At 69.0% G+C, this 25,716-nt stretch carries 18 protein-coding genes; 13 read left to right on the top strand and 5 right to left on the bottom strand.

Features of this window, described 5'->3' with window-relative positions; all coding sequences use genetic code 11:
• Positions 1 to 14: 14 nt before the first annotated feature.
• Entirely contained in the window at positions 15 to 2,009 is a 1,995-nt protein-coding gene (locus ACTF4R_RS12265; RefSeq protein WP_440008154.1) for a bacterio-opsin activator domain-containing protein, read from the top strand.
• A gap of 306 nt (positions 2,010 to 2,315) precedes the next feature.
• On the top strand, positions 2,316 to 3,608 hold the full coding sequence (locus ACTF4R_RS12260; protein WP_440008153.1) for a TIGR00341 family protein: 1,293 nt from the start codon (positions 2,316 to 2,318) through the stop codon (positions 3,606 to 3,608).
• Here the strand turns inward: ACTF4R_RS12260 and ACTF4R_RS12255 are convergent.
• On the bottom strand, positions 3,574 to 4,668 hold the full coding sequence (locus tag ACTF4R_RS12255; RefSeq protein ID WP_440008152.1) for a hypothetical protein: 1,095 nt from the start codon (positions 4,666 to 4,668) through the stop codon (positions 3,574 to 3,576). The two genes, ACTF4R_RS12260 and ACTF4R_RS12255, sit on opposite strands and share 35 nt — an antisense overlap.
• A 231-nt stretch (positions 4,669 to 4,899) precedes the next feature.
• Between ACTF4R_RS12255 and ACTF4R_RS12250 the strand changes: the two genes are divergently transcribed.
• The 8 genes from ACTF4R_RS12250 (at position 4,900) to ACTF4R_RS12215 (ending at position 14,905) form a co-directional block, all read left to right on the top strand.
• The gene (locus ACTF4R_RS12250) at positions 4,900 to 6,051 is read left to right on the top strand and encodes an ABC transporter substrate-binding protein (RefSeq protein WP_440008151.1); all 1,152 of its coding nucleotides are present in this window, start codon (positions 4,900 to 4,902) and stop codon (positions 6,049 to 6,051) included.
• Positions 6,052 to 6,186: 135 nt separating this feature from the next.
• Positions 6,187 to 7,287: a FecCD family ABC transporter permease gene (locus ACTF4R_RS12245; protein WP_440008150.1), complete on the top strand. Its 1,101-nt coding sequence runs from the start codon at positions 6,187 to 6,189 to the stop codon at positions 7,285 to 7,287.
• Positions 7,287 to 8,216 (top strand): ABC transporter ATP-binding protein, encoded by a 930-nt coding sequence (locus tag ACTF4R_RS12240; protein ID WP_440008149.1) that lies wholly within the window; start codon positions 7,287 to 7,289, stop codon positions 8,214 to 8,216. Before ACTF4R_RS12245 ends, ACTF4R_RS12240 begins: the two co-directional genes overlap by 1 nt.
• Before the next feature lie 627 nt (positions 8,217 to 8,843).
• On the top strand, positions 8,844 to 9,878 hold the full coding sequence (locus ACTF4R_RS12235) for an ABC transporter ATP-binding protein (RefSeq protein WP_440008148.1): 1,035 nt from the start codon (positions 8,844 to 8,846) through the stop codon (positions 9,876 to 9,878).
• Positions 9,875 to 10,666 carry an ABC transporter permease gene (locus tag ACTF4R_RS12230; protein WP_440008147.1) on the top strand — a complete coding sequence of 264 codons (792 nt, stop codon included), beginning with the start codon at positions 9,875 to 9,877 and terminating at the stop codon, positions 10,664 to 10,666. Before ACTF4R_RS12235 ends, ACTF4R_RS12230 begins: the two co-directional genes overlap by 4 nt.
• Positions 10,667 to 10,828: 162 nt before the next feature.
• Positions 10,829 to 12,394 (top strand): protein kinase domain-containing protein, encoded by a 1,566-nt coding sequence (locus ACTF4R_RS12225; protein WP_440008145.1) that lies wholly within the window; start codon positions 10,829 to 10,831, stop codon positions 12,392 to 12,394.
• A gap of 160 nt (positions 12,395 to 12,554) precedes the next feature.
• Positions 12,555 to 13,958, top strand: a complete 1,404-nt coding sequence (locus tag ACTF4R_RS12220; RefSeq protein ID WP_440008143.1) for an arylsulfotransferase family protein — start codon at positions 12,555 to 12,557, stop codon at positions 13,956 to 13,958.
• A gap of 146 nt (positions 13,959 to 14,104) precedes the next feature.
• Complete coding sequence (locus ACTF4R_RS12215) at positions 14,105 to 14,905, top strand: aldo/keto reductase (protein WP_440008142.1); 801 nt, start codon at positions 14,105 to 14,107, stop codon at positions 14,903 to 14,905.
• A gap of 4 nt (positions 14,906 to 14,909) precedes the next feature.
• Here ACTF4R_RS12215 and ACTF4R_RS12210 read toward each other — a convergent pair whose 3' ends face one another.
• The 3 genes from ACTF4R_RS12210 to ACTF4R_RS12200 all read right to left on the bottom strand — a co-directional run bounded on the left by ACTF4R_RS12210 (position 14,910) and on the right by ACTF4R_RS12200 (position 19,833).
• Positions 14,910 to 17,330, bottom strand: coding sequence for a PAS domain-containing sensor histidine kinase (locus ACTF4R_RS12210; RefSeq protein WP_440008140.1), 2,421 nt, complete (start codon positions 17,328 to 17,330; stop codon positions 14,910 to 14,912).
• A gap of 128 nt (positions 17,331 to 17,458) precedes the next feature.
• Positions 17,459 to 19,105 carry an NADH-quinone oxidoreductase subunit D gene (locus ACTF4R_RS12205; protein WP_440008138.1) on the bottom strand — a complete coding sequence of 549 codons (1,647 nt, stop codon included), beginning with the start codon at positions 19,103 to 19,105 and terminating at the stop codon, positions 17,459 to 17,461.
• Positions 19,102 to 19,833 carry an NADH-quinone oxidoreductase subunit B gene (locus ACTF4R_RS12200; protein ID WP_433631384.1) on the bottom strand — a complete coding sequence of 244 codons (732 nt, stop codon included), beginning with the start codon at positions 19,831 to 19,833 and terminating at the stop codon, positions 19,102 to 19,104. Before ACTF4R_RS12200 ends, ACTF4R_RS12205 begins: the two co-directional genes overlap by 4 nt.
• A 170-nt stretch (positions 19,834 to 20,003) precedes the next feature.
• On the opposite strand from ACTF4R_RS12200, the gene ACTF4R_RS12195 reads away from it, so the two are divergent.
• Positions 20,004 to 20,849: a hypothetical protein gene (locus ACTF4R_RS12195; protein WP_440008137.1), complete on the top strand. Its 846-nt coding sequence runs from the start codon at positions 20,004 to 20,006 to the stop codon at positions 20,847 to 20,849.
• Positions 20,850 to 20,880: 31 nt separating this feature from the next.
• A complete protein-coding gene (locus ACTF4R_RS12190; protein WP_440008135.1) occupies positions 20,881 to 22,503 on the top strand; it encodes a stage II sporulation protein M in 1,623 nt (540 codons plus the stop codon).
• A gap of 182 nt (positions 22,504 to 22,685) precedes the next feature.
• Here ACTF4R_RS12190 and ACTF4R_RS12185 read toward each other — a convergent pair whose 3' ends face one another.
• Positions 22,686 to 24,320 (bottom strand): potassium channel family protein, encoded by a 1,635-nt coding sequence (locus ACTF4R_RS12185; RefSeq protein WP_440008134.1) that lies wholly within the window; start codon positions 24,318 to 24,320, stop codon positions 22,686 to 22,688.
• 258 nt (positions 24,321 to 24,578) lie between these two features.
• Here ACTF4R_RS12185 and ACTF4R_RS12180 point away from each other — a divergent pair, with 258 nt between their 5' ends.
• Positions 24,579 to 25,604 (top strand): Gfo/Idh/MocA family protein, encoded by a 1,026-nt coding sequence (locus tag ACTF4R_RS12180; RefSeq protein WP_440008133.1) that lies wholly within the window; start codon positions 24,579 to 24,581, stop codon positions 25,602 to 25,604.
• The last annotated feature ends 112 nt before the right edge of the window (positions 25,605 to 25,716 follow it).

Genomic DNA, 25,716 nt, shown 5'->3' with positions numbered 1-25,716 from the left:
CCGTAACTGGCGACGTGACCCGCCCCGACTCCGCGCGCCGGGCGGTCGAGCGCCTCGCCGACCCCGTCGTCGCGCTCGACGAAGACCGGCGCGTCACCTACCGGAACGACGCGGCGAGCGATCGGTTCGACGTTCGCGTCGGCGACGCTCTCTCGGAGACCTTCCCCGCGGCCGCCGTCGACCGACTCCGCGAGCACTGCGAGCGGGCCAGCCGCCGCGGCGAACCGGTCTCCGTCCGCGTCGCGCTGGAGGACGACCACGCCGTCAGAATCCATCCGGACGGCGACGAACTGACGCTGGCGTTCCAGCCCGTCGACCCACCGTCGGACGCCTCCGATGCGTCGAACGACGCTCCGTCCGACCCGACGGCGGAACCGGCGGCCGGAACGCCGTCGGGCGCGCGGACGGACGGTTCGACCACCACGCTCTCCGAGCTGTCGGCCGGCGACCTCGTCGCGTCGACCGACGTGGCGGCGGAGTTCGAACTGAAGGAGCGCGCCATCAACGAAGCACCCGTCGGCATCACCATCGCGAGCGCGGAGTCGGACGACGAACCGCTCGTGTACATCAACGAGGCGTTCGAGGAACTGACGGGCTATCCGGCCGAGGAGGTGCTCGGGCGCAACTGCCGGTTCCTCCAGGGCGAGGAGACCGACCCGGAGGCCGTCGAGCGGATGTCGGCGGCCATCGACGCCGAGGAACCCGTCTCCGTCGAACTCCGGAACTACCGACGGGACGGCGAGGCGTTCTGGAACAAGGTCGACATCGCGCCCGTGCGCGGAGACGACGGCGAAGTCACCCACTTCGTCGGCTTCCAGACGGACGTGACGGAGCGCAAGCGCGCCGAGCGCGCCGCCCGCCGGCGCGCAGAGGAGCTCGAATTCCTGCTGGAGCGCATCGAGGGACTGCTCGGTGACGTGACCAGCGCGGTGGTCGAGGCGGACACGCGCGCGGAGATAGAGGCGGCGGTCTGCCGACGACTGGCCGACAGCGACCCCTACGAACTGGCCTGGGTCGGCGAGCGTGACGTCGGACGCGGCGCGGTGCAGCCCCGGGAGTCAGCGACCGCGGCGACCGACGCTACCGACGCCGCCGACGCGCCGACGCCCGACCCCGACGCCGAGGTGGTCGACGCGGCGCTCCGGACGGGCGAACTCCGGGTGAGCGCCGACGGCCACGCGGCGGCGATACCGCTCGACGCCGAGGACGCCGAGTACGGCGTGCTCGTGGTGCAGGCGACCCGCCCGGACGCGTTCGACGAGCGCGAGCGCGTCGTCCTGCGGTCGCTCGGCAGGGCCATCGCCAGCGCCATCAACGCCCGGGAGACGCGGCGCATCCTCGTCGCCGACAGCGTCGTCGAGACGGAGTTGTCCTTCCGCGACCCGGACCTCTCCTTCGTCGCGGTCTCCCGGGAGACCGGTGCCGAACTCACCTACAGGGGGTCGGTCCACCGCGAGGACGGGTCGCTCGTCTCGCTGTTCGCGGTCAGCGGCGCGGACGGAGAGCGCGTCGTCAAGGCCGCCGAGGACTGCGAGGACGTCGCGGGCGCGACCCTGGTCGCCGAACAGGACGGCGCGTCGCTGGTGGAGTTCGACCTCCCCGCGGACGCGGTCGTCTCGACCGTGTCCGGCCACGGCGGCAAGACCCAGTCCATCAGCGCCGCGGACGGCGAAGGGCGGATGGTCGTCGAGTTCCCCGAGTCGGCGGACGTGCGCTCGCTGGTCGACGACCTCCAGTCCAGGTACGACGGGACGGAACTGCTGGCGCTGCGCCACCGCGAGCGCCCGGCGAAGACGAAACAGGAGTTCATCGCCTCGCTGTCCGACGAACTCACGGACCGCCAGTTGACGGCGCTCCAGAAGGCGTACGTCGGCGGCTTCTTCGAGTGGCCCCGACCGGTGACGGGCGAGGACCTCGCCAGCTCGATGGGGATATCCCGGTCGACGTTCCACGAGCATCTCCGGGCCGCCCAGCGCAAGCTCTGCGCCGAGTTCTTCGACGGGAGATAGGTCGGTCGCGGGCGTCGTCCGCGTCGCCGGCTGCCCGCTGGCCGCACCGACCACCCCCGCGATTTCCGCTGTCCCGGCGCGCCGCGAGGCCCATCGCCGGAAGCGTGCGAACGTGCCCGCAGACGCCGGAGAGCGTGGGGGTCGGTGGTACCGCGGTGGGGTCCGCGTCGTCGGCGGCGGCCCCGGGAGTTCCGTCCGGCAGCGGGAGCCGATGCGGTCGCCGACGGGTGACGCGACTCCGGCGGTCGGAGCCGGGGCTCCCGGGAGACGGACGCATTTATCATCCCGGGGTGGCTGGAAGCGGACATGCGCCTCATCCAGGTCCGCGTCCCGGAGGACGACCGCGACGCGGTCCTCGGGGTCCTCGACGACGAGGACATCGACTACGTGCTCACGCCCGAGGCGAGCGACGGCGACGAGGCGACCCTGCTCGAGTTCCCGCTACCGACCCAGGCGGTCGACGCCGCGCTCTCCGACCTTCGGGACGCGGGCCTCGACGACGACGAGTACACCGTCGTCGGGAACGTCGAGACCGCACGGACGCCGAACATCGACGAACTCGAAAATCGGTTCATCACGGGCAACGACGAGGACGACAGCGTCGCCAGCGAGGAGATACGGACGAAGGCGCTCGGGATGAACCCGAATCCGCTTCCGTACTACGCGATGACGCTGCTCTCGGCGGTCGTCGCCACGGCGGGTCTGCTGCTGGACTCGCCCGCGCTGGTCGTCGGGTCGATGGTCATCGCACCGCAGGTCGGTTCCGCGATGACGGTCAGCGTCGGCTTCGTGCTGAACGACCGCGACATGATAACCGACGGACTGCGCTCGCAGGTGCTCGGTCTCGGACTGGCCATCGTCGGCGCGGCGGCGTTCGGGTGGGCGCTGAAGTCGGCGGCGTTCGTCCCGCCGGCGCTCGACGTGGCGACGATAAAGCAGATCAGCCAGCGCATCTCGCCCGGATTGCTCTCGTTCGTCGTCGGCATCTGTGCCGGCGCGGCGGGTGCGTTCGGCCTCGCGACCGCGCTGCCGGTGTCGCTCGTCGGCGTCATGATCGCGGCGGCACTCATCCCGGCGGCCGCGGCGGTCGGGGTGGGCCTCGCGTGGGGGCCACCGGGCGTCGCGTTCGGGGCGTTCGTCCTGCTCGTCGTCAACGCCGTCGGCATCAACGTCGCCGGGAGCGCCGTCCTCTGGTATCTCGGCTACCGGCCCGAAGACGGCCCGACCGGAGCGGAGCGACTCCGCGACGCGACGCCCGTCGTCGCCGCCGCGCTCCTCCTGCTCGCCGCCTTCGCCGGAGCCGGCCTCCTCACCGTCCAGCAGGTCCAGACGGAGAACGCCGTCAACGAGGCGGTACAGGGCGTCGTCGAACAGGACCGGTACAGCGAACTCGAACTCGTCGACGTGCAGGCGGAGTTCGACGACATGGGCCTGGTCGACGAGTCGCAAAACGTCACGGTGGTGGTCAGCAGGCCCGCCGACAGGTCCTATCCCGGGCTGGCGAAGACCATCGGGAGCCGCGTCGCCCAGCGCGTCGACGGGAAGACCGTCGTCGAAGTGGAGTTCACCGAGCGCCAGCGCTACGTGGCGCGAACGTGAACCCGTGACGCGCCGTGACGTGGTGGGCCGCCGTCCCCCAGACGTAGTCCTCGGCGGGCCACCACGTCCGGGCGTTGTTGAACCCGCCGACCATGACGCCCGCGTCCGGCCGCTCCGGGTCGGGGTGGTAGTTGACGCTCCCGCTGTCGCCGTCGTCGAACGCCGACTGCGACCCCCACTTCAGTTGACCGCGCTTGCACACCTGGCCGTACGCGCAGGTCATCCCGTCGATCGCCTGAATCTTCCCCCGGGTACGGCCGGTCGTCACGCCCACCTTCGCCAGCTTCTCGTCCTGCGCTTTCAACGCCGCCAGTCCCTCGCGGGAGAACTGACCGACGACCGTCCGGGGCTCGGCACCTTTGATAACGCTCGCCGGCCAGTAGCCGTCGGTCGGGGCGACGCGCACGAAGTCCTCCAGCGCGTACCCCCGTTCGACGGTGCCGATGCGGGGCGACGCCGCCTTCTCGACGAGACGGAGCGACGTGCCCCGCCGTTCCGTCTCGTCGCCGCCGACGACGTGGTTCGCGGTGGCGAAGAACGGCCGTCGACCGTCGTACATCGCCGGAGCGAGCGTCCCGGTCGAATCCGGCGTCCCGCAGGCCACGCCGCCCGGGACCGACGTTCCGGAGCGGTTCTCGACCGGGTCGACGCTCGACGGCGGAGAGCGGCCCGGGTCGACCCGCGTCACCTCGACCGACACGTCGCCGACTCGCTCGGGCAGGTCGGCGTCCGCCCGGGCGGCGACCTCGACGGCGGCGTTCCGGCCGCCGAACTCTCCCGGCACGACCCCGGCCGCCACGACGCCCTCGCGCGAGACGAACGCCGCCTCCCGATGGGCGTCGAGCGCCGCCCTGAGGTCGGCGAACCAGTCCGCCGGCACGGTGGTCTTCCGCGGCCCGAAGCGACCCTCCTCGCCGCCGTTCTCCGCGTCGCGGGCGAACCCGTAGACGATGGGCACCTCGTCGCTGCCGGCGGCGCGCACGTCGTCCGCCGTCAGCAGCGCCGCCATCCCCCCGAACCCCGCCGCGGCCAGCGTCTCGACGAAGCGACGCCGCCCCATCGTTCTCAGTCGGCTGGCACGAACCGACCGCGGTCTCGGCCGGCGACCGGTGTCGTCGTCCGTTTCTCGCATCTCGCAGACCTGTACGACGGACGAGCACTTGAATCTCCGCCGTCCGGTTCAGCCGCGACCGTCCGGAAAGAATGAATCGGTCGCACGTACCGCAGTCCCGACTGTTTTTGGTCGACCAAAATCGGAACTTTTACCAGCGTTTAGGGGAGCCTAAATCGTATGGTAGACGACGACTCGACGGAACTCTCGCGCAGGAAGCTAATCGCCGGAACCGGAGCCGCGGCCGGGACGCTGCTCGCGGGCTGTACCAGTGGTGGTTCGGGTACGAACGACAACGACGGCGGAACGACGACGGGCGACGGAACGACGAAGTCGGGCGGACCCTACTCGGTGTCGATAGAGCCGATGGGGAGCGTCGAGTTCGAGTCGGTACCGAAGACGTGGGTCGCGAACAACGGCAGTTGGGCCGACATGGGCGTCGCACTCGGACTCGAACCGCCGAAGGGGATGTGGATGACCAGCCGATACTACACGCAGTACTACGACGAGATACCGGGCGTCTCCGTCGACAAGAGCGGCATGGTCAGTCTCTATCAGGACGGCGTCAGCAAGGAGCGGTTCTACTCGCTCGACGGCGACGTCCACGTCATCGACCCGAACTTCCTCCAGAACCGGTTCAAGGGCTGGAAGCAGTCCGACGTCGACGAGATTCGGAATAACATCGGTCCCTTCTTCGGGAACAGCATCTTCTCGCGCGGCTACGAGTGGCACAAGGACTACCGCTACTACACGCTGTACCAGGCGTTCGGGAAGCTCGCGAAGGTCTTCCAGCGAACCGACCGCTACGACGCCTTCTCGTCCCTGCACGATACGTTCCAGTCGAAACTCGATTCGGTCGTCCCGCCGAAGGAAAAGCGGCCGTCGGTGGCGGTCCTGTGGGCGTCGAGTAACGAGCCGGAGACGTTCCTGCCGTACCTGATCGGCGAGGGGACGAGCTTCAAGCAGTGGCGCGACCTGAAGGTCAAGGACGCGCTCGCCAACACGTCCGTCAAGGACTTCCACAGCGGGCGCGGGAAGGTAGACTACGAGACGCTGCTCCAGGTGGACCCGGACGTGCTCCTGCTGCGCGGACACGAGCAAAAGACCGAAGAGAAGTTCCAGAACACCGTCGTCTCGTCCATGAAGAACCACAACGTCGGGAGCAAGCTGACCGCGGTCAAGAACGGCGACGTCTATCGCGGCGGTCCGCTCTACCAGGGCCCCATCACGAACCTCGTCCTCACCGAGCGGGCGGCGAAACAGCTGTACGACGCGTCGGGCAAGCTCTTCGACCGAAAGCGGGTCGCGAACATCGTGAACGGCGAGTTCTGAGGCCGGAAACGACCGCCGGCCTATCGGTCGAATCACAGCCCTTATCAGGAGTTAGGGAGACCTAAACCACATGGTCGCAGCGGGAAGCACGAACGGTGGCACCGTACTGGCGTCGAGTGCCGAGGGGGAGACGGGATGAGCAGACGGACCGAGGCGGAGTCGAGCGGTCGACTGTTCGGCCGCTTCGACGGCTCGCTCGGTGCGCTCATGCTCGCCAGCACGGCCATCGTGATCGTCGCGGGACTGCTGCAGGTCAGCTTCGGTGCGTACTCGATACCGATGCAGGACGTGTGGTCGGCCGTCACCGACCCGGACGTCCTGTTCGACCCGACCGTCCTCGGGACGCTGCTGCTCGGCGGCGAACTGCCCGACCACCTGAGCAACGAGACCGTCGTCGTCTGGAGTCTCCGCCTCCCGCGGGTGTTCGTCGGCGTCCTGGTCGGGGCGAACCTCGCCGTCTCCGGCGCGATATTCCAGGCGGTGACGCGGAACGAACTCGCCAGCCCGTTCGTGCTGGGCGTGAGCCACGGCGCGGGGTTCGCCGTGCTGTTGACGCTCGTCGTCTTCAGCGGGATGGCCGTGTTCCTCCCGCTGTTCGCCGCTCTCGGCGGCATCTCCGCGTTTCTGCTGGTCTACGCCGTCGCCTGGAAGGGCGGGACGAGCCCCGTCAGACTGGTGCTCGCCGGCGTCGTCGTCGGAACGGTCTTCCACTCGTTCCAGACGGCGCTGTTCTTCATGGCGGACAACCTCGCCGTCGTCCAGAACGCCATCTCGTGGACGACGGGGTCGCTCACGGGAACCGACTGGGAGCAGGTGCGAATCGCGCTGGTTCCGACCCTGTTCGTGGTGCCCGCCGCGCTGGTCTCGTCGCGACAGTTGAACGTCCTCCTGCTCGGCGAGCGGACGGCCCAGTCGCTCGGGATGTCGGTCGAACGCATCCGGTTCGCACTGTCGACGCTCGCCATCGTCGCCGCGAGCACCGCCATCTCCGTCGCCGGCATCGTCGGATTCGTCGGACTCGTCGTCCCGCACCTCGTCCGCACCATCGTCGGCAGCGACTACCGGAAGCTCATGCTCGGCTGCGCGTTCGCCGGACCCGCGCTCGTTGTCGGCGCCGACGTGGGAGCGCGCCTCGCGCTCCCCGTTCAGGTTCCGGTCGGCATCGTCACCGGCCTCCTCGGCGGGCCGTACTTCCTCTATCTGATGCGGAAACAGCACGACGTAGGTGAGATCTGATGACGGACGAACCCGAAACGACGGACGGCGGTGAGAGGAGCGAAGCCTCGCGAACCTCGTCGGACCGCAGGTCCGACGGTGGCATCGCGGTCGAACGGGAGCGAGTGGCGGACGACGCCGACGCCGATGGCGTCGACGACACGACCGACGCCAGCGAACTGCACGGCGAAGGGCTGGCCATCGGCTACCCGGACACCGGAATCGTCGTCGAGTGCGAGTCCATCGTCCTCCCCGCCGGGGAGGTGACGGCGCTCGTCGGTCCCAACGGTTCCGGCAAGAGCACGCTCCTGAAGGCGTTCGCCGAACAGCTCACGCCGGACGACGGGTCGGTCCTCCTCGACGGGGAGGACGTGCACGCGATGGGGACGAAGGCGCTCGCCCGGCGTCTCGGGATGCTCTCCCAGGAGAACGAGTCGCCCGACAGCATCACCGTCGAGGAGCTTGCCTACCACGGGCGCTACCCCCATCGGGGGTTCTTCGAGTCGGCGAGCGAGGAGGACCATCAGGCGGTCGAGCGGGCGCTCGACCTCGCCGGCGTGACCCACCTGCGGGACGAGGAGATGGGCAGTCTCTCCGGCGGACAGCGCCAACTGGCGTGGATAGCGATGGTCCTCGCCCAGGAGACCGACGTGCTCCTGCTCGACGAACCGACGACGTATCTCGACCTGCGCCACCAGCTCCACGTGCTCGACGTCGTCCGCACGCTCGCCGACGAAGCGGACCTGACCATCGGCGTGGTCCTCCACGACGTGGCGCAAGCGGCCCGCTACGCCGACAACCTCGTCGCTCTGAAAGACGGCGAACCGTACGACTGGGGCCCGCCCGCCGACGTGGTGACCGAGGAGCTACTCGCGGCGGTGTTCGGCGTCGAGGCGACCGTCGAATCGAGCGACGACGGACCCGTCGTCCATCCGCATCGACCCCTGTAGCGCCGGCAGGGAGCGGCGAATCCGCCCGCGGCCGGACCGCACCCTCGGCGTCCGGCGACCGTCGCCGCCGTCTCTCCGTTTTCCTGCCGTCGGGAGGCCGACTCTGAACCCAGGCCATCCCGCGAGGCGGACCGACCGCGCTCGGGGAGAGCGAAGAACCGCAACCTTTACCAGTTTTTAGGCCGCCCTAAAACACGAGGCGGGAGCCACGTCGTGGGGGTCGAACGGCTCCGCGACGGTGCGTCTCCGGCCTGCGAGCCGCGTTTCCGAAAGCGCCCGTGCGGGTCCGGCTTCCGGGACTCGGCGCCGGGAGTCTCGCCGACGGGCGAACGCTGCAGAGGTATCGTCCGCGAACGAGCGCGAACGGTGGGCATCCGTCCGCGTCTGTCCCTTCTACGCCGACGGTCGACGACGCGAGAGAACGTCGCCCGGCGCGAACCGACCCACGCCGGAGAGTCGTCCGACCGCGAATCGAGGACGCGACGTCGGTACATGCGTCGGGCGACTCCCGGCGTCGGGAAAACCGTTCGATACGGTGAAACGACCGCGTACGCACCCGGCGATTCCAGCGGACCGCCGAGTCGTCCCTCCGAAAACTGTTTCTCGCCGTGGCGTCGAGCGTATTACATGACGGCCATCGAGGTTCGGGGTCTCTCCAAGCGATACGGGGACGTCCTGGCGAACGACGACCTCTCCTTCTCGGTCGCGGAAGGCGAGGTGTTCGGCTACCTCGGCCCGAACGGCGCGGGCAAGACGACGACCATCCGGACCCTGATGGGGTTCCAGTCGCCGACGTCGGGGTCAGCGACGGTGCTCGGCAGCGACGTTCGCGACGAGCGCGAACTCATCGAGGCCAAGCGACGGGTGGGCTACCTGCCGGCCGACCCCGCCTTCGACGAGACCGCCACCGGCCGCGAGATTCTCGACCTCCACGCGGCCGTCAAGGGCGACGAACGCCGCGAGGAACTGCTCGACATCTTCGACCCGCCGCTGGACCGGGAGGTGCGGGAGTACTCCTCGGGCAACAACCAGATGCTCGGACTCGTCCAGGCGTTCATGCACGACCCGGACCTCGTCGTGCTGGACGAGCCGACCGGCGGACTCGACCCGCTGAAACAGCAGGAGTTCAACGAGTTCGTCCGCCGGGAGCGGGCCACCGGCACGACGGTGTTCATGTCCTCGCACATCCTGAGCGAGGTGCGCCGCGTCTGCGACCGCGTCGGCGTCATCCGCGACGGCCGACTCGTGACGACGGAGAGCGTCGAGCGCCTACTGCGGCGCAGCGGCAAGGTCGTCCACCTGACCGTCACCGACGACGTCGGGGCGGGGGAGTTCGACCTCGACGGCGTCCACGACCTCGCCGTCCGGCAGGTCGACGGCGAGACGGTCGAGGGCGAAGCGAACGGGGGAAGCGTCGACGGTGCCGGAAAGCGGGAGACGTCCGAGCGCACCGCGGTCGCTCCGACCGTGACCGAACTCTCTTTCACCTTCACGGGGAACATGAACGCGCTCGTCGACCGCATCCACGACTACGACGTGCTCGAACTCGACGTGCAGGAAGCGCCGCTGGAGGAAGTGTTCATGCGATTCTACGGCGACGAGAGCGCCGAAGCGGCCGAGGTGCCGCCGGAGCGACGCCCCGGCGACGGAGGTGAAGCGTGACGTTCGAGTTCGCGCGCTACGAGACCCGCCGCCGCATCCGGGGCGCGGTCGCACTCGCGGTCGGCCTGTCGCTGCTCGCGGCGATGGTCATCTGGGTCTACCCCTCGTTCGCCGACAGCATCGACCTCGACCGGCTGCTCCAGTCGTACCCCGAGCCCATCGTCAAGGCGATGGGGATACGGACCATGAGCACGCTCGCGGGCTTTCTCGCGGTCGAACTGTACAACTTCGCGTGGGTCATCCTGCTCGGTCTGTACTTCGCGTACAGCGCCGCGTCGCTGGTCGCCGACGACGTCGAGCGCGAGCGCATGGACATGCTGCTGTCGCTACCCGTCTCGCGGTCGCGCATCGTCGCCGAGAAGTTCCTCTCGCTGCTCGCGCCCATCCTCGTCCTCAACGTCGTCACCGCGGTCGTCGTCTACGTCGGCAGTCTGCTCGTCGACGACGCCATCCCGGTCGCCGACCTCGTCGCCGTCCACGCGCTCTCGATACCGTACCTGCTCGCCTGCGCCGGCATCGGCCTGGTCGCCTCCGTCGCGTTCGACCGGGAGGCAATCGCCCAGCGGGTCGCGCTCGCGGTCGTGTTCGCCCTCTTCCTCGTCGAGTCCGTGCTGACCGACACCGACTACGAGGTGCTGGGCGCGGTCGCGCCGATGCGCTACTACGACCCGACCGCCGTGCTCGTCGACGGCCAGTACGACCTCCTCGGTGCCGCGGTTCTCCTCGCCGCCACGGTCGCGCTCGTCGTCGTCAGCCAGCAGTGGTTCCGCCGGAAGGACCTGAACTGAGCCCCGACGCGTTCGGTGGCGGGAGAAGCGAGCGTCGCGGTCGCCGCTCACGGCGCGTCGAACGGAGCGCGGAAAGCGACGCCGCTCGGACGCACGTGACGCGTGGTGAGAAAACCTTTATCACGGGCGGGAAGAAGGATAGGGAAACGACCCCCCGAGAGCATGACACGTTTCGAAGCGAGCGACCGCGACCGGCTGGCCCGCCGGCACCGCGAGGAGGTCGAGATACCGGAGAGTCGGGAGGTGTCGGACCTCGTCATGTCGCTGTCCGCCGACGACTCCGGTCGGCGAGCGAGCGCGGCGTGGGCGCTCGCGGAGGAGGCCGCGAGCAGGCCGGAGCAGGTGCCCGTCTCGGACCTCGCCCGGGCGACCGACGACGACGACGTCTGGGTGCGCCGCGGCGCGACGTGGGCGCTCGCCGAGGTCGCCCGGTCCGACCCGGAGGCGGCCCGCTCGACCGTCGAACGGGCGACCCGCCTCGTGGGAGACGACGACCCACTCGTGCGCGAGAACGCCGTCGTCACCGTCGCAAGCGTCGCCACCGAGTACCCCCGGGCGGCCGAACCGGCCATCGAGGAACTGGCCGCGCTCAGGGACGACGACGACGGCATCGTGCGCAGGTACGCGAGCGAAGCGCTCCGGCACGTCGTCGACGCGCTGTCCGAGTCGACGCTCACGGGCGAACCGACCGTCGTCAGCGTCAGCGACGAGCGACTCGCCGACCTTCTCGACGGCGCGAACGTCGTCCAGACGGGCGGTGGCGGCCAGTCCACGTCCGTCCGCGTCGCGCCGGCGTCCGAGGTCGAGAGTGCCGAATCCGGGACCGCCGACCGCCGCGACGCCGGTGACGAGGTCCGCGGTCGCCCGCCCGACCCGGCCGACGTGGTCTCCCCCGACCCGGTCGACGCCGAGTACGACGAGTTCGAGCGACTGCGCCGGGTCGGCACCGACCCGCTCACCGTCGGACACAAGGCGCGCGTCCTCGCGCCCGGCCCCCGGGCACACGTCGTAGTGACGCTCCGGACGCTGCAGGAGAGCGACCACGCCGGGGCGTTCGCCCGGGCGACGCGCCGGTGGGAACGCGTCGACGACCACGACCACGTCGCGGGCGTCCTGGCACGCGGCGACGGCCCGCGCCCGTGGGTCGCCACGGAGTTCTTCGACGCCGGGACGCTCGCGGACCACCTCGGAGACGGCGTCGCGGCGTCGCTGTGGTACGGGCACCGAATCGTCGCCGCCGTGGCCCACGCCCACGCGCTCGGCGTCGTCCACGGCGGCCTGCGCCCCGGCGTCGTCGGGTTCGTCGAGACGCTCGGGCGGACCTGGCCCGTGCCGAAGGTGACCGACTGGGAGTTCGGTCGCGTCCTCGCCGAGGCCGGCACGAAGCCCGTCTCGCCCGCCTTCGCCGCGCCGGAACACGTCGCGCCCGAGACGTTCGGCCGGCCCGACCAGGCGACGGACGTGTACGGCCTCGGTGCGCTGCTGTACGCCCTGTTCGCCGGTCGACCGCCGTTCACCGGCGACCCGCACGTCGTCGTCCAGCAGGTCGAGTCGGCGGACCCGCCGGCGCCGACCGAGAGCGACGCCGACCTGCCCGGGGCAGTCGACGACGTGGTCGCTCGCGCGCTCGCAAAGCGCAAGCCGGAGCGCTACGAGACCGTCGCGGACCTCCGGGTCGGCCTCGAACGCGTCCTCGAGGACCGCGCCCCCGAACTGCTGAACGCCTGACCGGACGGCCCACCGACCGCCGTACTGTCATGACGGTGAGGTGTTCGGACCCGGCGTTCTCGAACGCCTCCGTTTCCCGCGTGTTCCCCTCGAATTCAGGGGTGAACGGCAGCTGACGAATCACAAAATACTCAAACAGGAGACGCGCGACTAGGTGTGTATGGACCTGAAGGAGAAACTCCCGTCACAGCCGTGGCTTGTGCGCGGGACCGTCCTGTTACTCGTCGTCGCTCTGCTCGCGCCCTCCGCCGTCTCCGCACTCACCTACGACCAGGAGGAGTCGAACCTGGAGCCGGGCACCATGGAGAAATCGGCGAACGGCACGACGGTTATCAGCGTGCAGGGATACCACTTCGAGGGACAAGGGAACAACAAGAAGCCAGCCCGACTCGTCGCCGTCGGCCCCCGCGGCGACGTCAAGTGGGTCCACAACGGCTCGAAGGAGGGAGCCACGTGGTTCTACGACGTGGACCCGATGGAGAACGGCAACCTGCTCGTCACCTCGACGCAGCGAGGGAAGACGCTGGTGTACGAGTTCGACCCGGAGACGAAGGAGAAGGTGTGGACGCAGGAGCTGGACATCGAAGACACCCACGACGTCGACCTCATCAACGGTAACCAGCTGCTCGTCGCGAACATGAAGAACTACGACGAGGACAGTGGAAAGAACGACGACAGCATCTTCGTCTACGACCTGGAGAAAGACGAAATCGTCTGGCGCTGGTACTTCCGGAGTCACTACGACCGGGACGCCGGCAAGGGCCAGGGCAAGTACACGGACGACTGGACCCACGTCAACGACGTGGAGAAGATCGGGCCGGGCAAGTACATGGCCGACCCGCGTAACATGGACGAGGTCATCGTCGTCGACCGCGAGAGCAAGGAGGTCACGATGAAACTCGGCGAGGACGGGAACTACGACGTCCTCCGCAAGCAGCACAACCCGGACTACCTCGAGAGCGAGGACGGTAACCCGACCGTGCTGGTCGCCGACTCGCACAACCAGCGCGTCGTCGAGTACGAGCGCGAGAACGGCAAGTGGAACCAGACCTGGAGCGTGGGGTCCCACGAGACGTTCAACTGGCCGCGGGACGCCGACCGCCTGCCAAACGGCAACACCCTCGTCGTCGACTCGCAGAACCACCGCGTCGTCGAGGTGACGCCGAAAGGCGAGGTCGTCTGGGAGTTCTACTCGCCGTGGCTGCCGTACGACGTCGAGCGCGTGAAGTACGGCGACGAATCGAACGGCTCGACGATGTCGGACGTCGGCGTGACCGGCGAGTACGACGTGACCGGAAGCGCCAACCTCGAACCCGGCGGCGACCGCATCAAGATGTCCGTCTTCCTCTCGAACACGTTCGCGGGAACGCCGTTCCAGGAGGAGATGCAGCGACTCGGCGAGACGTGGGACCAGGCGACGCCGTTCATCCGTCCCATCTGGATGGACGAGTACGCGTTCATCGCCGCGATACTCGCCGGTCTCCTGCTCGTGGGCTGGGTCTTCGGCGAGGGCGTCTACCACCGCCGGCGCATCTACCACGGCATCAGAAAGCGCCTGGCCTGAGCCGGTCACGCTCGTTTTCCGCCGTCGACCGTCGCCGGGACCCCTGCAGACGTCCGGACGAGTGGAACGACCGCCCGGTTCGTCTAGAATTCGGGCGACAGCGCGGCGGCCACACGTTTCACAAGCGTCCTGGTCCACACGCGAGTATGGACGAACTACCGCGAATCGGACTCGGCACCTACGACAACACCGACCCGGAGCAGTGCGCCGACGTCGTCGCCGCCGCGCTGGAGATGGGGTACCGACACGTCGACACGGCCCAGGAGTACGACAACGAGGCGTACGTCGGCGAGGGCATCGCCCAGGCGAACGTCGACCGCGAGGACGTCTTCCTCGCGACGAAGGTCTGGGACGACAACCTCGCGCACGACGACGTGCTCGCCAGCACGAACGAGAGCCTCGACAGACTCGGCGTCGATAGCCTGGACCTGCTGTACGTCCACTGGCCGCGGGACACCTACGACGCCGAGGACACCCTGCCGGCGTTCGACGAACTGTACGACGAGGGCACGATAGACCACGTCGGCGTGAGCAACTTCACGCCAGACCAGCTCGACACGGCGCGCGAGACGCTCGACGCGCCCATCTTCGCCCACCAGGTCGAGATGCATCCCCTGCTCCAGCAGGAGGAGCTACAGGAGTACGCCCGCGAACACGACCACTGGCTCGTCGCCTACTCGCCGGTCGCGCGCGGGAAGGTGACCGAGGTGGACGAGATTCGAGAGGTGGCGGAGAAACACGACGCCACGCCCTACCAGGTGTCGCTGGCGTGGCTCGCCGCGAAGGAGAACGTCGCCGCCATCCCGAAGACGTCGAGCGAGGAGCACCTGCAGGACAACTTCGAAGCGCGGAAGATAGACTTAGACGACGAGGACGTGGCGGCGATAGACGGCATCGAGCGCGAGGAGCGCATCGTCGACCCCGACGACGCGCCGTGGAACCAGTAGCCGGTTAGCCGTCCGCGGACGGTCCGGGGTCCCCGGTCGTCTCCCGAATCTCGAACCGTGCACCGCCGTCGACGCCCTCGGTCACCGACGCGGTCCAGCCGTGGGCGTCTGCGATCTGGTCGACGATGGCGAGGCCGAACCCCGTTCCGTCGTCGCGAGTCGAGTAGTCGGAGTCGAACACCACCGTCCGCTCGGACTCGGGAACGCCGGGCCCGTCGTCCTCGACGTAGACGCCGTCGACGAACCCGTCGGCGGGACCGTCCCGTAGCGCCCCGACGCGGACGGTGACGTCCCTGCCCGCGTGCTCGACGGCGTTGCGGAACAGGTTCTCGAACAGCTGCTGGAGCCGTCCGCCGTCGGCCTCGATGCGACCGTCGGGGACGCTCGCCAGCGTCGCGTCGGCGGTGTCGACGTTCGCCCACGCGCCGCGGACGACGGTCGCGAGGGCGACCGGTTCGGGGTCGTCTACCAGTTCGCCCTCCCGCGCGAGCGTCAGCACGTCGTCGATGATGGCCTCCATCCGGTCGAGCGCGTTGAGAGTCTTCGTCAACCGTCCGTCGTCGTACGTCTCCGCGAGCAGGTCGACGTACCCGTGTGCGACGTTCAGCGGGTTCCGGAGGTCGTGGGAGACGATGCCGGCGAAGTCCTCCAGCTGGTCTTTCTGGCGGCGCAGCCGTTCTTCGCGCTCCCGGAGCAGGCGCTCGCGCTCGACGCGGTTGAGCGCCTCGGCCGCGTGGGTGACCAGCAGTTCGGCGAGTTCGAGGTCCGTCTCGTCGAAGAAGCCGACCTCTTCGGCGACCGCCTGGAACACTCCCCAGTCGCCGACGGGCACGCTGATGCCGGACCGGTAGTCGCCCTGGGGGTCCGCCGCGTCGACGTCCCGCAGGTCGTCCGCGAGGTTGGCCTCGCCGGTCCGGTACGTCCGCCCGACGACTCCCTCGTCGACCGACATCGTCGGCGTCTCGTCCGGGACGATACCCGTCGACATGCTCTTCGTCTTCAGCAGTCCGTCCTCCTCGGCGTCGACGACGCAGATGTCGAACTCGAGGATTCGCTCGGCCGCGTCGACCGTGAGGTCGTAGACGGCCTGCTCGGTCTCGCAGGCCTCCATCTGGGTCGCTATCTCGTGCAGTTCCTCTATCTTGCGCTTGTTCTCGTGGAGTTCCGCGCCGAGTCGGCGGTACTCCGCCTCGCGTTCGGCGCGGTCGAGCGCCGTCTCCGTGTTCGTCCCGAGCAACTCCAGGAACTCGACGTCGGCGTCGTCGAAGTCCCGAATCTCCGTCGTTCCCGTGGTCAGCACGCCCTGGTCGCCAAGCGGCACGATGACCTCGCTGCGTACCGGCGTTTCGGGGTCGTGGACGTCCGCCTCGGTCCGCACGTCCTCGTAGACGGCCGTCTCGCCGCGCTGGAACGTGCGCCACGCGAGGCTGTCGCCGGGTTCGAACGTGGGTTGCCCGTCGAACGTCTCGTGCGACATCGCCGTCTGGGCCGCCGGTCGAAGCGTCTCGTCCTCGTCGGCCAGCCAGCAACCGGTCAGCGGAAACCCGAGTTCGGATCGCGCGGTCTCGACCGCTATCTCGCAGACCCGTTCTTTCGTCTCGGCGTGCATCATCTCGCGAGTCGCGGTGTGCAGCGCCTCGAACGTCCGTTCGTTCTGCCGCCGGTCGGTGACGTCCCGGACGAACCCCAGCGTCGCGTATCTCCCCTCGTACGTTATCGGCCTGACGCTCAACTCGCACTGGCGAACGACGCCCGACTTCGTCCGGAGTCGCACCTCGTACGTCTCGGGGGCGTCTCCGTGCCGCTCGCGTCGAGCGGCGATTCTCTCGACCCGTTCGTGGTCGTCCGGATGGACCACGTCACGGAAGTCCATTCCTTCCAGTTCGTCCCTGTCGTACCCGGTGAGCCGACAGGCCCGACCGTTGACGAACTCGAGCACCCCGTCCTGAAAGATGTATATCGCGTCGCGGCTCTGCTCGACGACGGTCCTGTAGCGGTGTTCGCTCTCGCGCCGCGCCCATTCGGTTCCGCTGCTCTCGACGGCCTCGCGGACGCGGTTGGCCAGCACCGCGAACCGGTCCGGCGCGGCCCCCTTTCGGAGGTAGTCCGTGACGCCCGCTGAGATGGCTGCGCTGGCGACGTCCTCGCTCCCTCGCCCCGTGAAGAGGACGAACGGCAGGTTCGGGTAGTCCTCCCGGACCGCTTCGAGAAACGACAGTCCGTCGGTATCCGCCAGGTCGTAGTCGCTGACGACGCAGTCGAACGTCTCCGCTGCGAGGCGGTCCAGCCCGTCGGCTGCGCTCGTCTCGGTGACCACCGACAGCCGGTCGTCCCGGCGTTCGAGGGAGTCTGCCGTCAGGTCGCCGAAGTCGGGGTCGCCGTCGACGTGGAGGACTCGCAGGTGGTCCCGCACTGCGTCGGCCATACTGGCGAATTGGGAACTCACCACATAAAACCTTCACTTCAATGATACGTGAACTGGCGAAAACGCCGGACCGGCGGTGGCGGAACCGGGGAACGCGTCCGCGGGCGTCCGGCCGAGTTCCGACGGACCTACCGGTCGACCGAACCCAGCACGATGTCGAGGCTACCGAGCGCGGCGATGAGGTCCGGCACGTACTCGCCGTTGGCCATCTCCGGCAGCGTCGAGAGATTGTGGAAGCACGGACTCCGGATCTTGAATCGCGCCGGCTTGCTGGTGTTGTCCGAGCGGATGTAAACGCCGAGTTCGCCCTTCGCGGCCTCGACCGCCCGGTAGGTTTCGGCGTCGGCGGGCGGTTTGAGCGTGCGCGGCACGTTCGACTGGAGGGTGCGCTCCTCCTCGGGCCAGTCTTCGAGCAGGTCGACGCACTGCCCGACGATCTTCGCGGACTCCTCGACCTCGCGCAGGCGCACCAGGACGCGCGAGTAGTTGTCGCAGCCGTCCTCGGTGACGACGTTCCAGTCGAGTTCGTCGTAGTAGCCGTAGGGGTCGTCCCGGCGCACGTCGTAGTCGACGCCCGACCCCCGGGCGACGGGACCCGTCGCGCCGTACTGCTTGGCGACGTCGGGTTCCAGAACGCCGGTGTCGATGCACCTGAGCTGAAATATCTCGTTGCCGGTGATGAGGTCGTGGTACTCCTCGAGCGTTCCCGGCAGGTCGTCGAGGAAGTCCCGGACCTTCCCGAAGAACTCGTCGCGCGGTTCGGGGACGTCCCAGATTACGCCGCCCAGTCGGAAGTAGTTGAACATCATCCGCTGGCCGGTGAGGTCTTCGAGGATGTTCTGGGCCTTCTCGCGGTCCCGCATCGCGTACATGAAGATGGCCGTGAAGTCGCCGTACACGTCGAGTGCGAAGGTTCCGACGGCGAGGAAGTGACCGGTCATCCGCGAGAGTTCGACGCCGAGCGTCCGCAGCACCTTGGCGTACTCCGGCACGTCGATGTCCGCGAGGTCCTCCGCGGCGCGGGCGTAGGCCCACTCGTTGGTCATGTTCGCGCTGTAGTCCCAGCGGTCCGGGTACGGCATGATTTCGTGGCGGTAGTTGCCCGTCTGGGCCATCTGCTCCTCGCAACGGTGGAGGTAGCCGACGTCCGGTTCCACGTCGGCGACCTGCTCGCCGTCGAGGACCGTCTTGAGGTGGAGCACCCCGTGGGTCGCGGGGTGGTGCGGACCGATGTTGAGCAGCATCGTCTCCGAACCCTCGTCGCGGTGGTCGGCCTGGAGCGGGTTGCGATGTCGTTCCATCGACACGATCTGTGGCCGGTCCTGGTCGTAGTCGAGGCCCAGCGGGTGGCCCTGCCACGTCTCGGGCAGGAGGATGCGCCGCAGGTCCGGGTGGCCCTCGTACTCGACGCCGACGAGGTCGTACGCCTCGCGCTCCTGCCAGTCGGCGGTGCGGTAGACCGGTTCCGCCGTCTCGCTGACCGGGTCCTCCCTCGACGTCGGGACGACGACGCTCACTTCCTGCGTGCGGTCGTCGTACTTCGTGAGGTGGTAGATGCTCTCGTAGCGGTCCTCGTACTGCTGGGCGGTGAGACAGGAGAGGTGGTCGAACCCTGCCTCGTCGCGCAGCGTGAACAGCGCGTCCTGCACCTCGTCGGGGCGGACGACGAACGCCTCAGCGTTGCCGTGCGTCTCCCGACCGATGACGCGGTCGCCGAGCAACTCGGCGAGACCGTCGTAGTCGACCTCCGGACGCTGGATTTCCTGCTTGCTCACGGCGAATCAGCCCAGTTGTAGCGCATGACGAGCGTCTCCTCGTCGATTCGGTCGGCGAGCGTCTCCACCAGTTCGTCGCGTTCGAGGTCGCCGAACTGCTCCAGTTCGTACGGCTTGACCGTCACGGGGCTCGCCTCGCCGTTTGCGACGCGCTCCTGGAGTTTGGCGACGCCGTAGATGAGCGCCTCGGGGCGAGGCGGACAGCCCGGCACGTGGATGTCACAGGGGATGACCTCCTCTGCACCCTTGATGACGTTGTAGCCGCCCTGGAACGGACCGCCGGAGCACGTACACGAGCCCATACTGACGACGAACTTCGGCTCGGGCATCTGGTCGTAGACGCGGTGCATCCGCGGCGCGAACTTCGAGACGATGGTCCCCGGGACGATGATGACGTCGGCCTGGCGCGGCGACGCCCGCGGCACGCCGGCGCCGAAGCGGTCGAGGTCGTGTTTGACCGCGTAGGTGTGCATCATCTCGAGGCTGCAGCAGGCGATGCCGAACTGCAGCATGAACATCGACGACCCCCGGACCCAGTTCATGAACTTGTCGAACTTCGTGAGGATGAACGGCGACGAACCGAACGCCGTCCGAAGCTTCGAGTTGAACCGGTCGCGGCTCTCGGCTTTGCCCTCCTCGCGACTCGTCGGTTCCCGGAACTCCTCACCGCCGTGCGGGTCGACGGACGGTCCCCCCTCTGACGTGTAGTCTGCCTTGCGTTCGCTCATCCCACAACCCCCGGCCCTGGGTACGGGCCTTTCCGGTGGTTGGGCCGGTACCAGCATGAATGTTCGGGATAGATTCGATGGCGGAGCCGATGACGACTGCCCGGCCGCCGGCGCACGTCGCACGGCCCGGCGTCCGGACGTTGAAATAGGAAGGCGAGGAACCGTCCGGTGTGACGACGCAACGAGAGCGGCGGGGACGAGTCGCCGTGCTGTTCGCCGCGGGACTGGCGGTCGTCGCGCTCGCGGTCGGGCGACTCCGTGGAGCGGTCGCACGCGCCGAGTCGGTGCCGCTCAGCCCGCTGTTCGCCCGCTGGCGGGTCGGCGCGGACTACCTCGACCGCCACGGCGTCGCGACGGGCGACCCCCTGCCGGGAGAGATGGACGACGTCGCGGCGTACGAGAGCCCGGAGTTCGAACCGGACGCGCTCGACCCTGCAGTGCGACGGTTCTACGAACGCACCGCCGAGTACGACCTAGACTACTCGGTTCGCTGGCATCCGGGCTTCCGTCTCGGAGCGGCGCTCGCGGCGCGCGCGACGAGTCGCCTCGAACAGTTGAATCTCCCTGCGCCGGGCGGAATCGACGGGACGCTCCGGAGCCGCATCGTCGCGGTCGAGGAGCGCTCCGACCCCAGGGACGGCGCGCGGGCCTGGATACGGACCGACGACGACGGCGTCGCCGTCTTCGTCGCCGTCTACGCCAGCCACGTGTCCGGCGACCGTCGCTACGTCAACATCGCCGTCCCGCTCCCGGCCTCGAACCTGAGCACCGTCCTGCTCCCCCGAACCTGCGAGGACGGCGGCGTCGAGTTGACGACGCGGGCGGGCACCGACGACGAGGGACTCTACCTCGTCACGCCGCTGGGCGGCGTCGCGCTCCCGCTCGCCCAGCGGTTCCGGGTTCGCCCCGACGGCGACGGCGTTCGTGCCGTCCACGAGATGTGGGCGTTCGGTCGGCAGTTCCTCACCGTCGAATACGGGGCAGAGCCGACCGAGAACCGGCGTTCCGAGGGATAGAAGTATCCGGCTGGCGCGTGAGGCTTCGGCCATGAAGCTCGGAGATGCGGCGAGGGCGACGCGCTCGGTGCTCGTCGACCGCCCCGCGACGGTGCTGCCGGCGTTCCTCGCGGGCGTCGGGGTCGCGCTCGTCGCCCAGTCGGTCCCCCTCGTCGGCGTCGCGCTGGCGTTCGCCGTCCTCCTCGGGTCGGGCCGCATCGACCGCTTCCTCGAGACGGTGCGACGCGTCGACGTCGAGCCGACGGACGGCGTGAGCGACGCGACCGCGAGCACGCTCGCCGACGCGGTGCTGGCGCTGTTCACGCCGACGACCGTCGCGTTGCTTCTCGGCTCCGCGGCGGTCGGGCTGGTGGCGTTCCTCGTGGCGCGGGCGTTCGTCGGCGCGGCGCAGGTCCACGCCGTCGTGAGCGCGCTCGAAGGGGCGACGGACTCGCGTCCGATGGCGGCCGGCGTCGAGGGGGCGAGCGCGGACGGCTGGACGTTCCTCGGACTCGGCGTCGCACGGGCGCTCGCCCTGCTCGCGCCGACGGTCGCCGTGGGCGCGCTGGCGACGGTCGCGGCGAACGGCGGCGGTCTCGCGGCGGGACTGGTACTGTTCGTCGCCGTACTGGCGTGGCTACCGCTCACGTTCGCCGTCTACCTGCTGTTCGCGTTCGCGCCGCAGGCCATCGTCTTGGACGACGCGGGCGTCGTCGAGGCCGTGAAACGTGCTACGGGGTTCGTCCGACGCGAACCCGGGCGAGTGGTCGGCTACCTCGTCGTCGCGTTCGGGGCCGTCGTCGCGACCGGCGCGGCGGCGGTCGGCTTCCAGGCGCTCGGCGTCGGTTCTCTCCTGCAGGTGGCCGTGGCGTTTCTGGTCGCCCCCACCCTCGGCGTGCTGAAGACCGCGCTGTACCTCGACCCGCGCGACCCCGGACCGCCGACCGCGGTTGCCGGACCGGCAGAGAGAGGGGCGACCGGGGCGGCCACGGACGCGGTTGGAGAGCCGTCGAACGGGGCGACGGAGACGGGCGAGTCGGTCGACGCGACGGTGGCCCGCCGGACGCCGACGGACGGGAGCGGTCGCGGCTCCCTCGCGGACGCGTTCCGGCGCGGGTGGCGGGAACTCGTCGGCTTCGTCGCGGCCCGGCCCGGACTGGTCGCGGCCGCGCTCGGCCTGTTCGCGGTCGGCGTGGCGGGCGGGTGGACCGCCGCAAGACCGTATTCCACGCCCGTCCCGGGTTCGGTGAGCGAGAACGTGTTCGGACGACTCCCCATCGACACGTTCGTCAGCCTCACCGCGAACAACTGGACGGTCGCCATCTCGACGGCGTACGCCGGCCTCGGATTCGGAGTGCCGACGGCGGTCAATCTACTGTTCAACGGCGCGCTCGTCGGCGGCATCGTCGGTCTCGGTTCGGACCCGGTCGTGCTCGCTGCGCTCGTCGTTCCCCACGGCGTCGTTGAGATTCCGGCACTGTCGGTCGCCGCCGCGCTCGGCCTTCACCTCGGCGGAGCAGCGTGGTCGTACGTCCGCGGCCGGACGTCCGCCGACGCGCTCGCGGGAGAACTCGTCCGGACGTACTACGTCCTGCTCGGTCTGCTACCGCTGTTCGTCGTCGCGGGGTTCGTCGAGGCGTTTCTCACCTGGTGGGTCGCCAGTCTGGTGGCGTGAGCGCCGGGCCGTGTCGCCGCGGTTCGGCGCGTGCGCGGTCGGCCACGTCACCTCCCGGGTCGTCCGGACGGCCGGCGTCCACCTCGGTCCCGGATTCGTCGCCAGGGAGACCGTCGTGCGGTGGCGCTACCGGACGGGACGTGGCTCTCCGTGCGACGGTTCTCGACCGACGAGGGGGGCGGTCACTGTGCGAGTTCCGTGAACGCGTTCGTGTCGGCGTCGGTGCCCGCGACTATCAGTCTGTCCTCGGACTCGACGACGAAGTCGGGGCCGAGGTCGGTGGTCACCTCGCCGTCGCGTTCGACCGCGATGACGGTGCAACCGGTGCGTTCGCGTACGTCGGCCTCGCCGAGACTCTGGCCGACGAGGCGCGGGGCGGTCGTCCGGACGATCTCTATCTGCTTGTCCGGCGAGATGACCTCCTCGTCCTCCAGGATGGTCGAGGCGAGCATCCGCCCGCTGACGGTTTCGAGCGCGAGCACGTAGTCGGCACCGGCGCTGTACAGCTTTCCGATGTTGTCCGTCTCGTTCGCGCGGGCGACGATCTCCACCGTCGGCGAGAGTTCGCGGGCGACCAGCGTCGCGAAGATGGTCGTCGTGTCGTCGCCGAGCGCGAGGATGAGCGCGTTGGCGTGGTCGATGCCGGCCTCCAGCAGGACCGACTCGTCGGTCACGTCGCCGACCACGTCGACGCCCTCCTTGTTCTCGCGGTCGACGACGATGCTACGAAGCCCGGAGGTGACGAGTTTCTCGCTTACGGTCGAGCCGACCTCGCCGTAGCCGGCGACGATGGCCGAGCGCCGCGAGCGGGAGTACTCGTCGCCGAGCGTCATCTCTTTGAGGCGTTCGAGTTGTGACTCCCGGCCGGCGACCAGCAGGATGGTGTCCTCGTCGAGCATGGTGTCCGGCGACGGTGGCGTGTGGAACTCGCCGCGCGTCCACGTGCCGATGATGCTCGCGCCGGTCCGCTCGCGGATGTTGCTCTCGGATAGCTCGCGGCCGACGACCGCCGAGTTCTCCTGCACGGAGAGTTCGACGATTTCGAAGTCCTCGCCGATGGTGATGGTGTCACCGAGGTCGGTCGTCACCGAGGCGGTCACCTGCTCCGCGAGGCTCTCGCCGAGGAGGTGGCGCGGCGAGAACACCTGGTCGGCACCGGCGTACTGGAGGTAGCTCGCCAGGTCGGGGTCCTGGACGAGGCTGATGACCTCGACGTCGTCGCTTATCTCCCTGACGGCGAGGGTGATGCTGGCGTTCTGCTCGTCGGTCGCGTCCGCGACCACGGTGGCTGCAGTCGCGACCCGCGCGCGGCGGAGCACCTCGGCGGACTCGGGGTCGCCGTGTATCACGTCGAGGTTGCGCTCGTACAGGTCCAGCGACGTCTCCCGGTCTCGAACGACGAGGACGTACTCGCGGTCCCACGACCGGAGTTCGTCGATGAGCGTCTCGGCGCGCGGCGAGTAGCCACAGATGACGACGTGACCGCTGCGCTCGTCGATGGCCGTCGGGGGACTCACCCGCACCGCTTCCTGGACCCACGGCGCGACGAACAGCGGCAGCGCCATGAAGATGAGGAAGACGCCGGTCATCTGCATGGCGACCATCAGCAGTTCCATCTCGGTCGTCGTCCAGAGTCCGGCGTCCCTGCCGTATCCGGTCGTCGTGAACGTCTCGACGACGATGGCGAACGACTCTAGCAGGCTCCGTTCTCGCTCCTCGAACGTCGCCATCCCCCACGAGTAGGCGAAGGTGTACCCGACGACCACCGTGACGAACGCGCCGACGTAGAGCAGCGCCCGACGCTGCTGTCGAATCATCTCCGGTGTACGCTCTCTCGTGCGGGTCCTTTTACTCTGCTGTCTGGCGGGCGCGGCGAGGCGGTACGGAGGACGGTCGCGCCGGGACGACGGACGGGGGTGTGCGAGAGACGGCGAAGCGGCGGTGACGCGAAATCGACGACGTTCTCGCAGGCACGAAATACCAGTGCAGTGGGCGTTTCGACGCAGCCTCGGCGACACGAATTAAGGGGACGGTGGCTGAAACGACACCCATGGAGTGTCACTCGGAGGTGACGTATGGCGAAGAGTAGTCCGGAGCCGGAAAAACTGCGCGTCGGCGTCGTTGGCGGCGGGTTCATCGGCAAAACCGTCGGCGCGGGGTTCATGCAGGACCGTCGCTCCACGGTCGTCGCCATCGCCGACGTGAGCGAGGCGGCGCTCCGGGAGGCAGGAGAGGAACTGTACGTCGGCCACGGGTCCCAGTACGAGGACTACGAGACGATGCTGGACGAGGAGGACCTCGACGCCGTGCTCGTCGGGACGCCGCACGCGTTCCACTACGAGCAGGTGACCGCGGCGCTGGACCGGGACCTGCACGTCCTCTGTGACAAGCCGCTGACGACCGACCGCGAGCAGGCCCGCGAACTCGTCGAGCGCAGCGAGTCCGCCGACGAGGTGTTGATGGTCGGCTACCAGCGCCACCTCAACCCGGCGTTCGTCCAGGCACGCGAGCGCTGGGCCAACGGCGACCGAACGCCGACGTTCGTCACCGCCGAGATAACCCAGAACTGGATCGACCGCTTCGAGGACACGTGGCGCGCGAATCCCGACCTCTCCGGCGGCGGCAACCTCTACGACACCGGGAGCCACCTCTTAGACGCCGTTCTCTGGACGACGGGCCTGACCCCCACTGCGGTCCGCGCGGACATGGAGTTCGCGGACGAGGAGCGACGGGTCGACGTCGAGGCGCTGCTGAACGTCGAGTTCGCGGAGGGCGCGAGAGCGAGCGTCTCCGTGTTCAGCGACGCTCCGTGCGTTCGCGAACACATCCACACGTGGGACGACGAGGGCGCGATATATCTCGAGGGTCGCCAGTGGGAACCCCGCCAGTTGACGAAGATCGAGGAGGACAGCACGGACGTCGTCCCGTACATCCGGCGGGACCACGAGGATACCAAGGCCGAGACGTTCGTCGACTGCGTGCGCCAGGGGAAGACGCCGCCCGCCACCGCCCGCGACGCATTCGCCGTCACCGCGCTCACCGAAGCGGCCTACGAATCAGCCCGGAGCGGCGAGCGCGTCTCGGTCGACCTCGACGTCTGACCGCGGCGAACGCGGACTCGAACCCCACGGCTGACGGCACCGACCGCGCCCAGGAGACCCGACGCGTCGCTTCCCGGCGAGAATCGCGACGGTCGCGAGGCGGCACGCGACT

This window comes from Halomicrococcus pelagicus (assembly GCF_051917725.1).
Lineage (GTDB): Archaea > Halobacteriota > Halobacteria > Halobacteriales > Haladaptataceae > Halomicrococcus.
The sequence above is the reverse complement of the archived record's forward strand: the minus strand, read 5'-3'. Positions and strand labels throughout refer to the sequence as shown.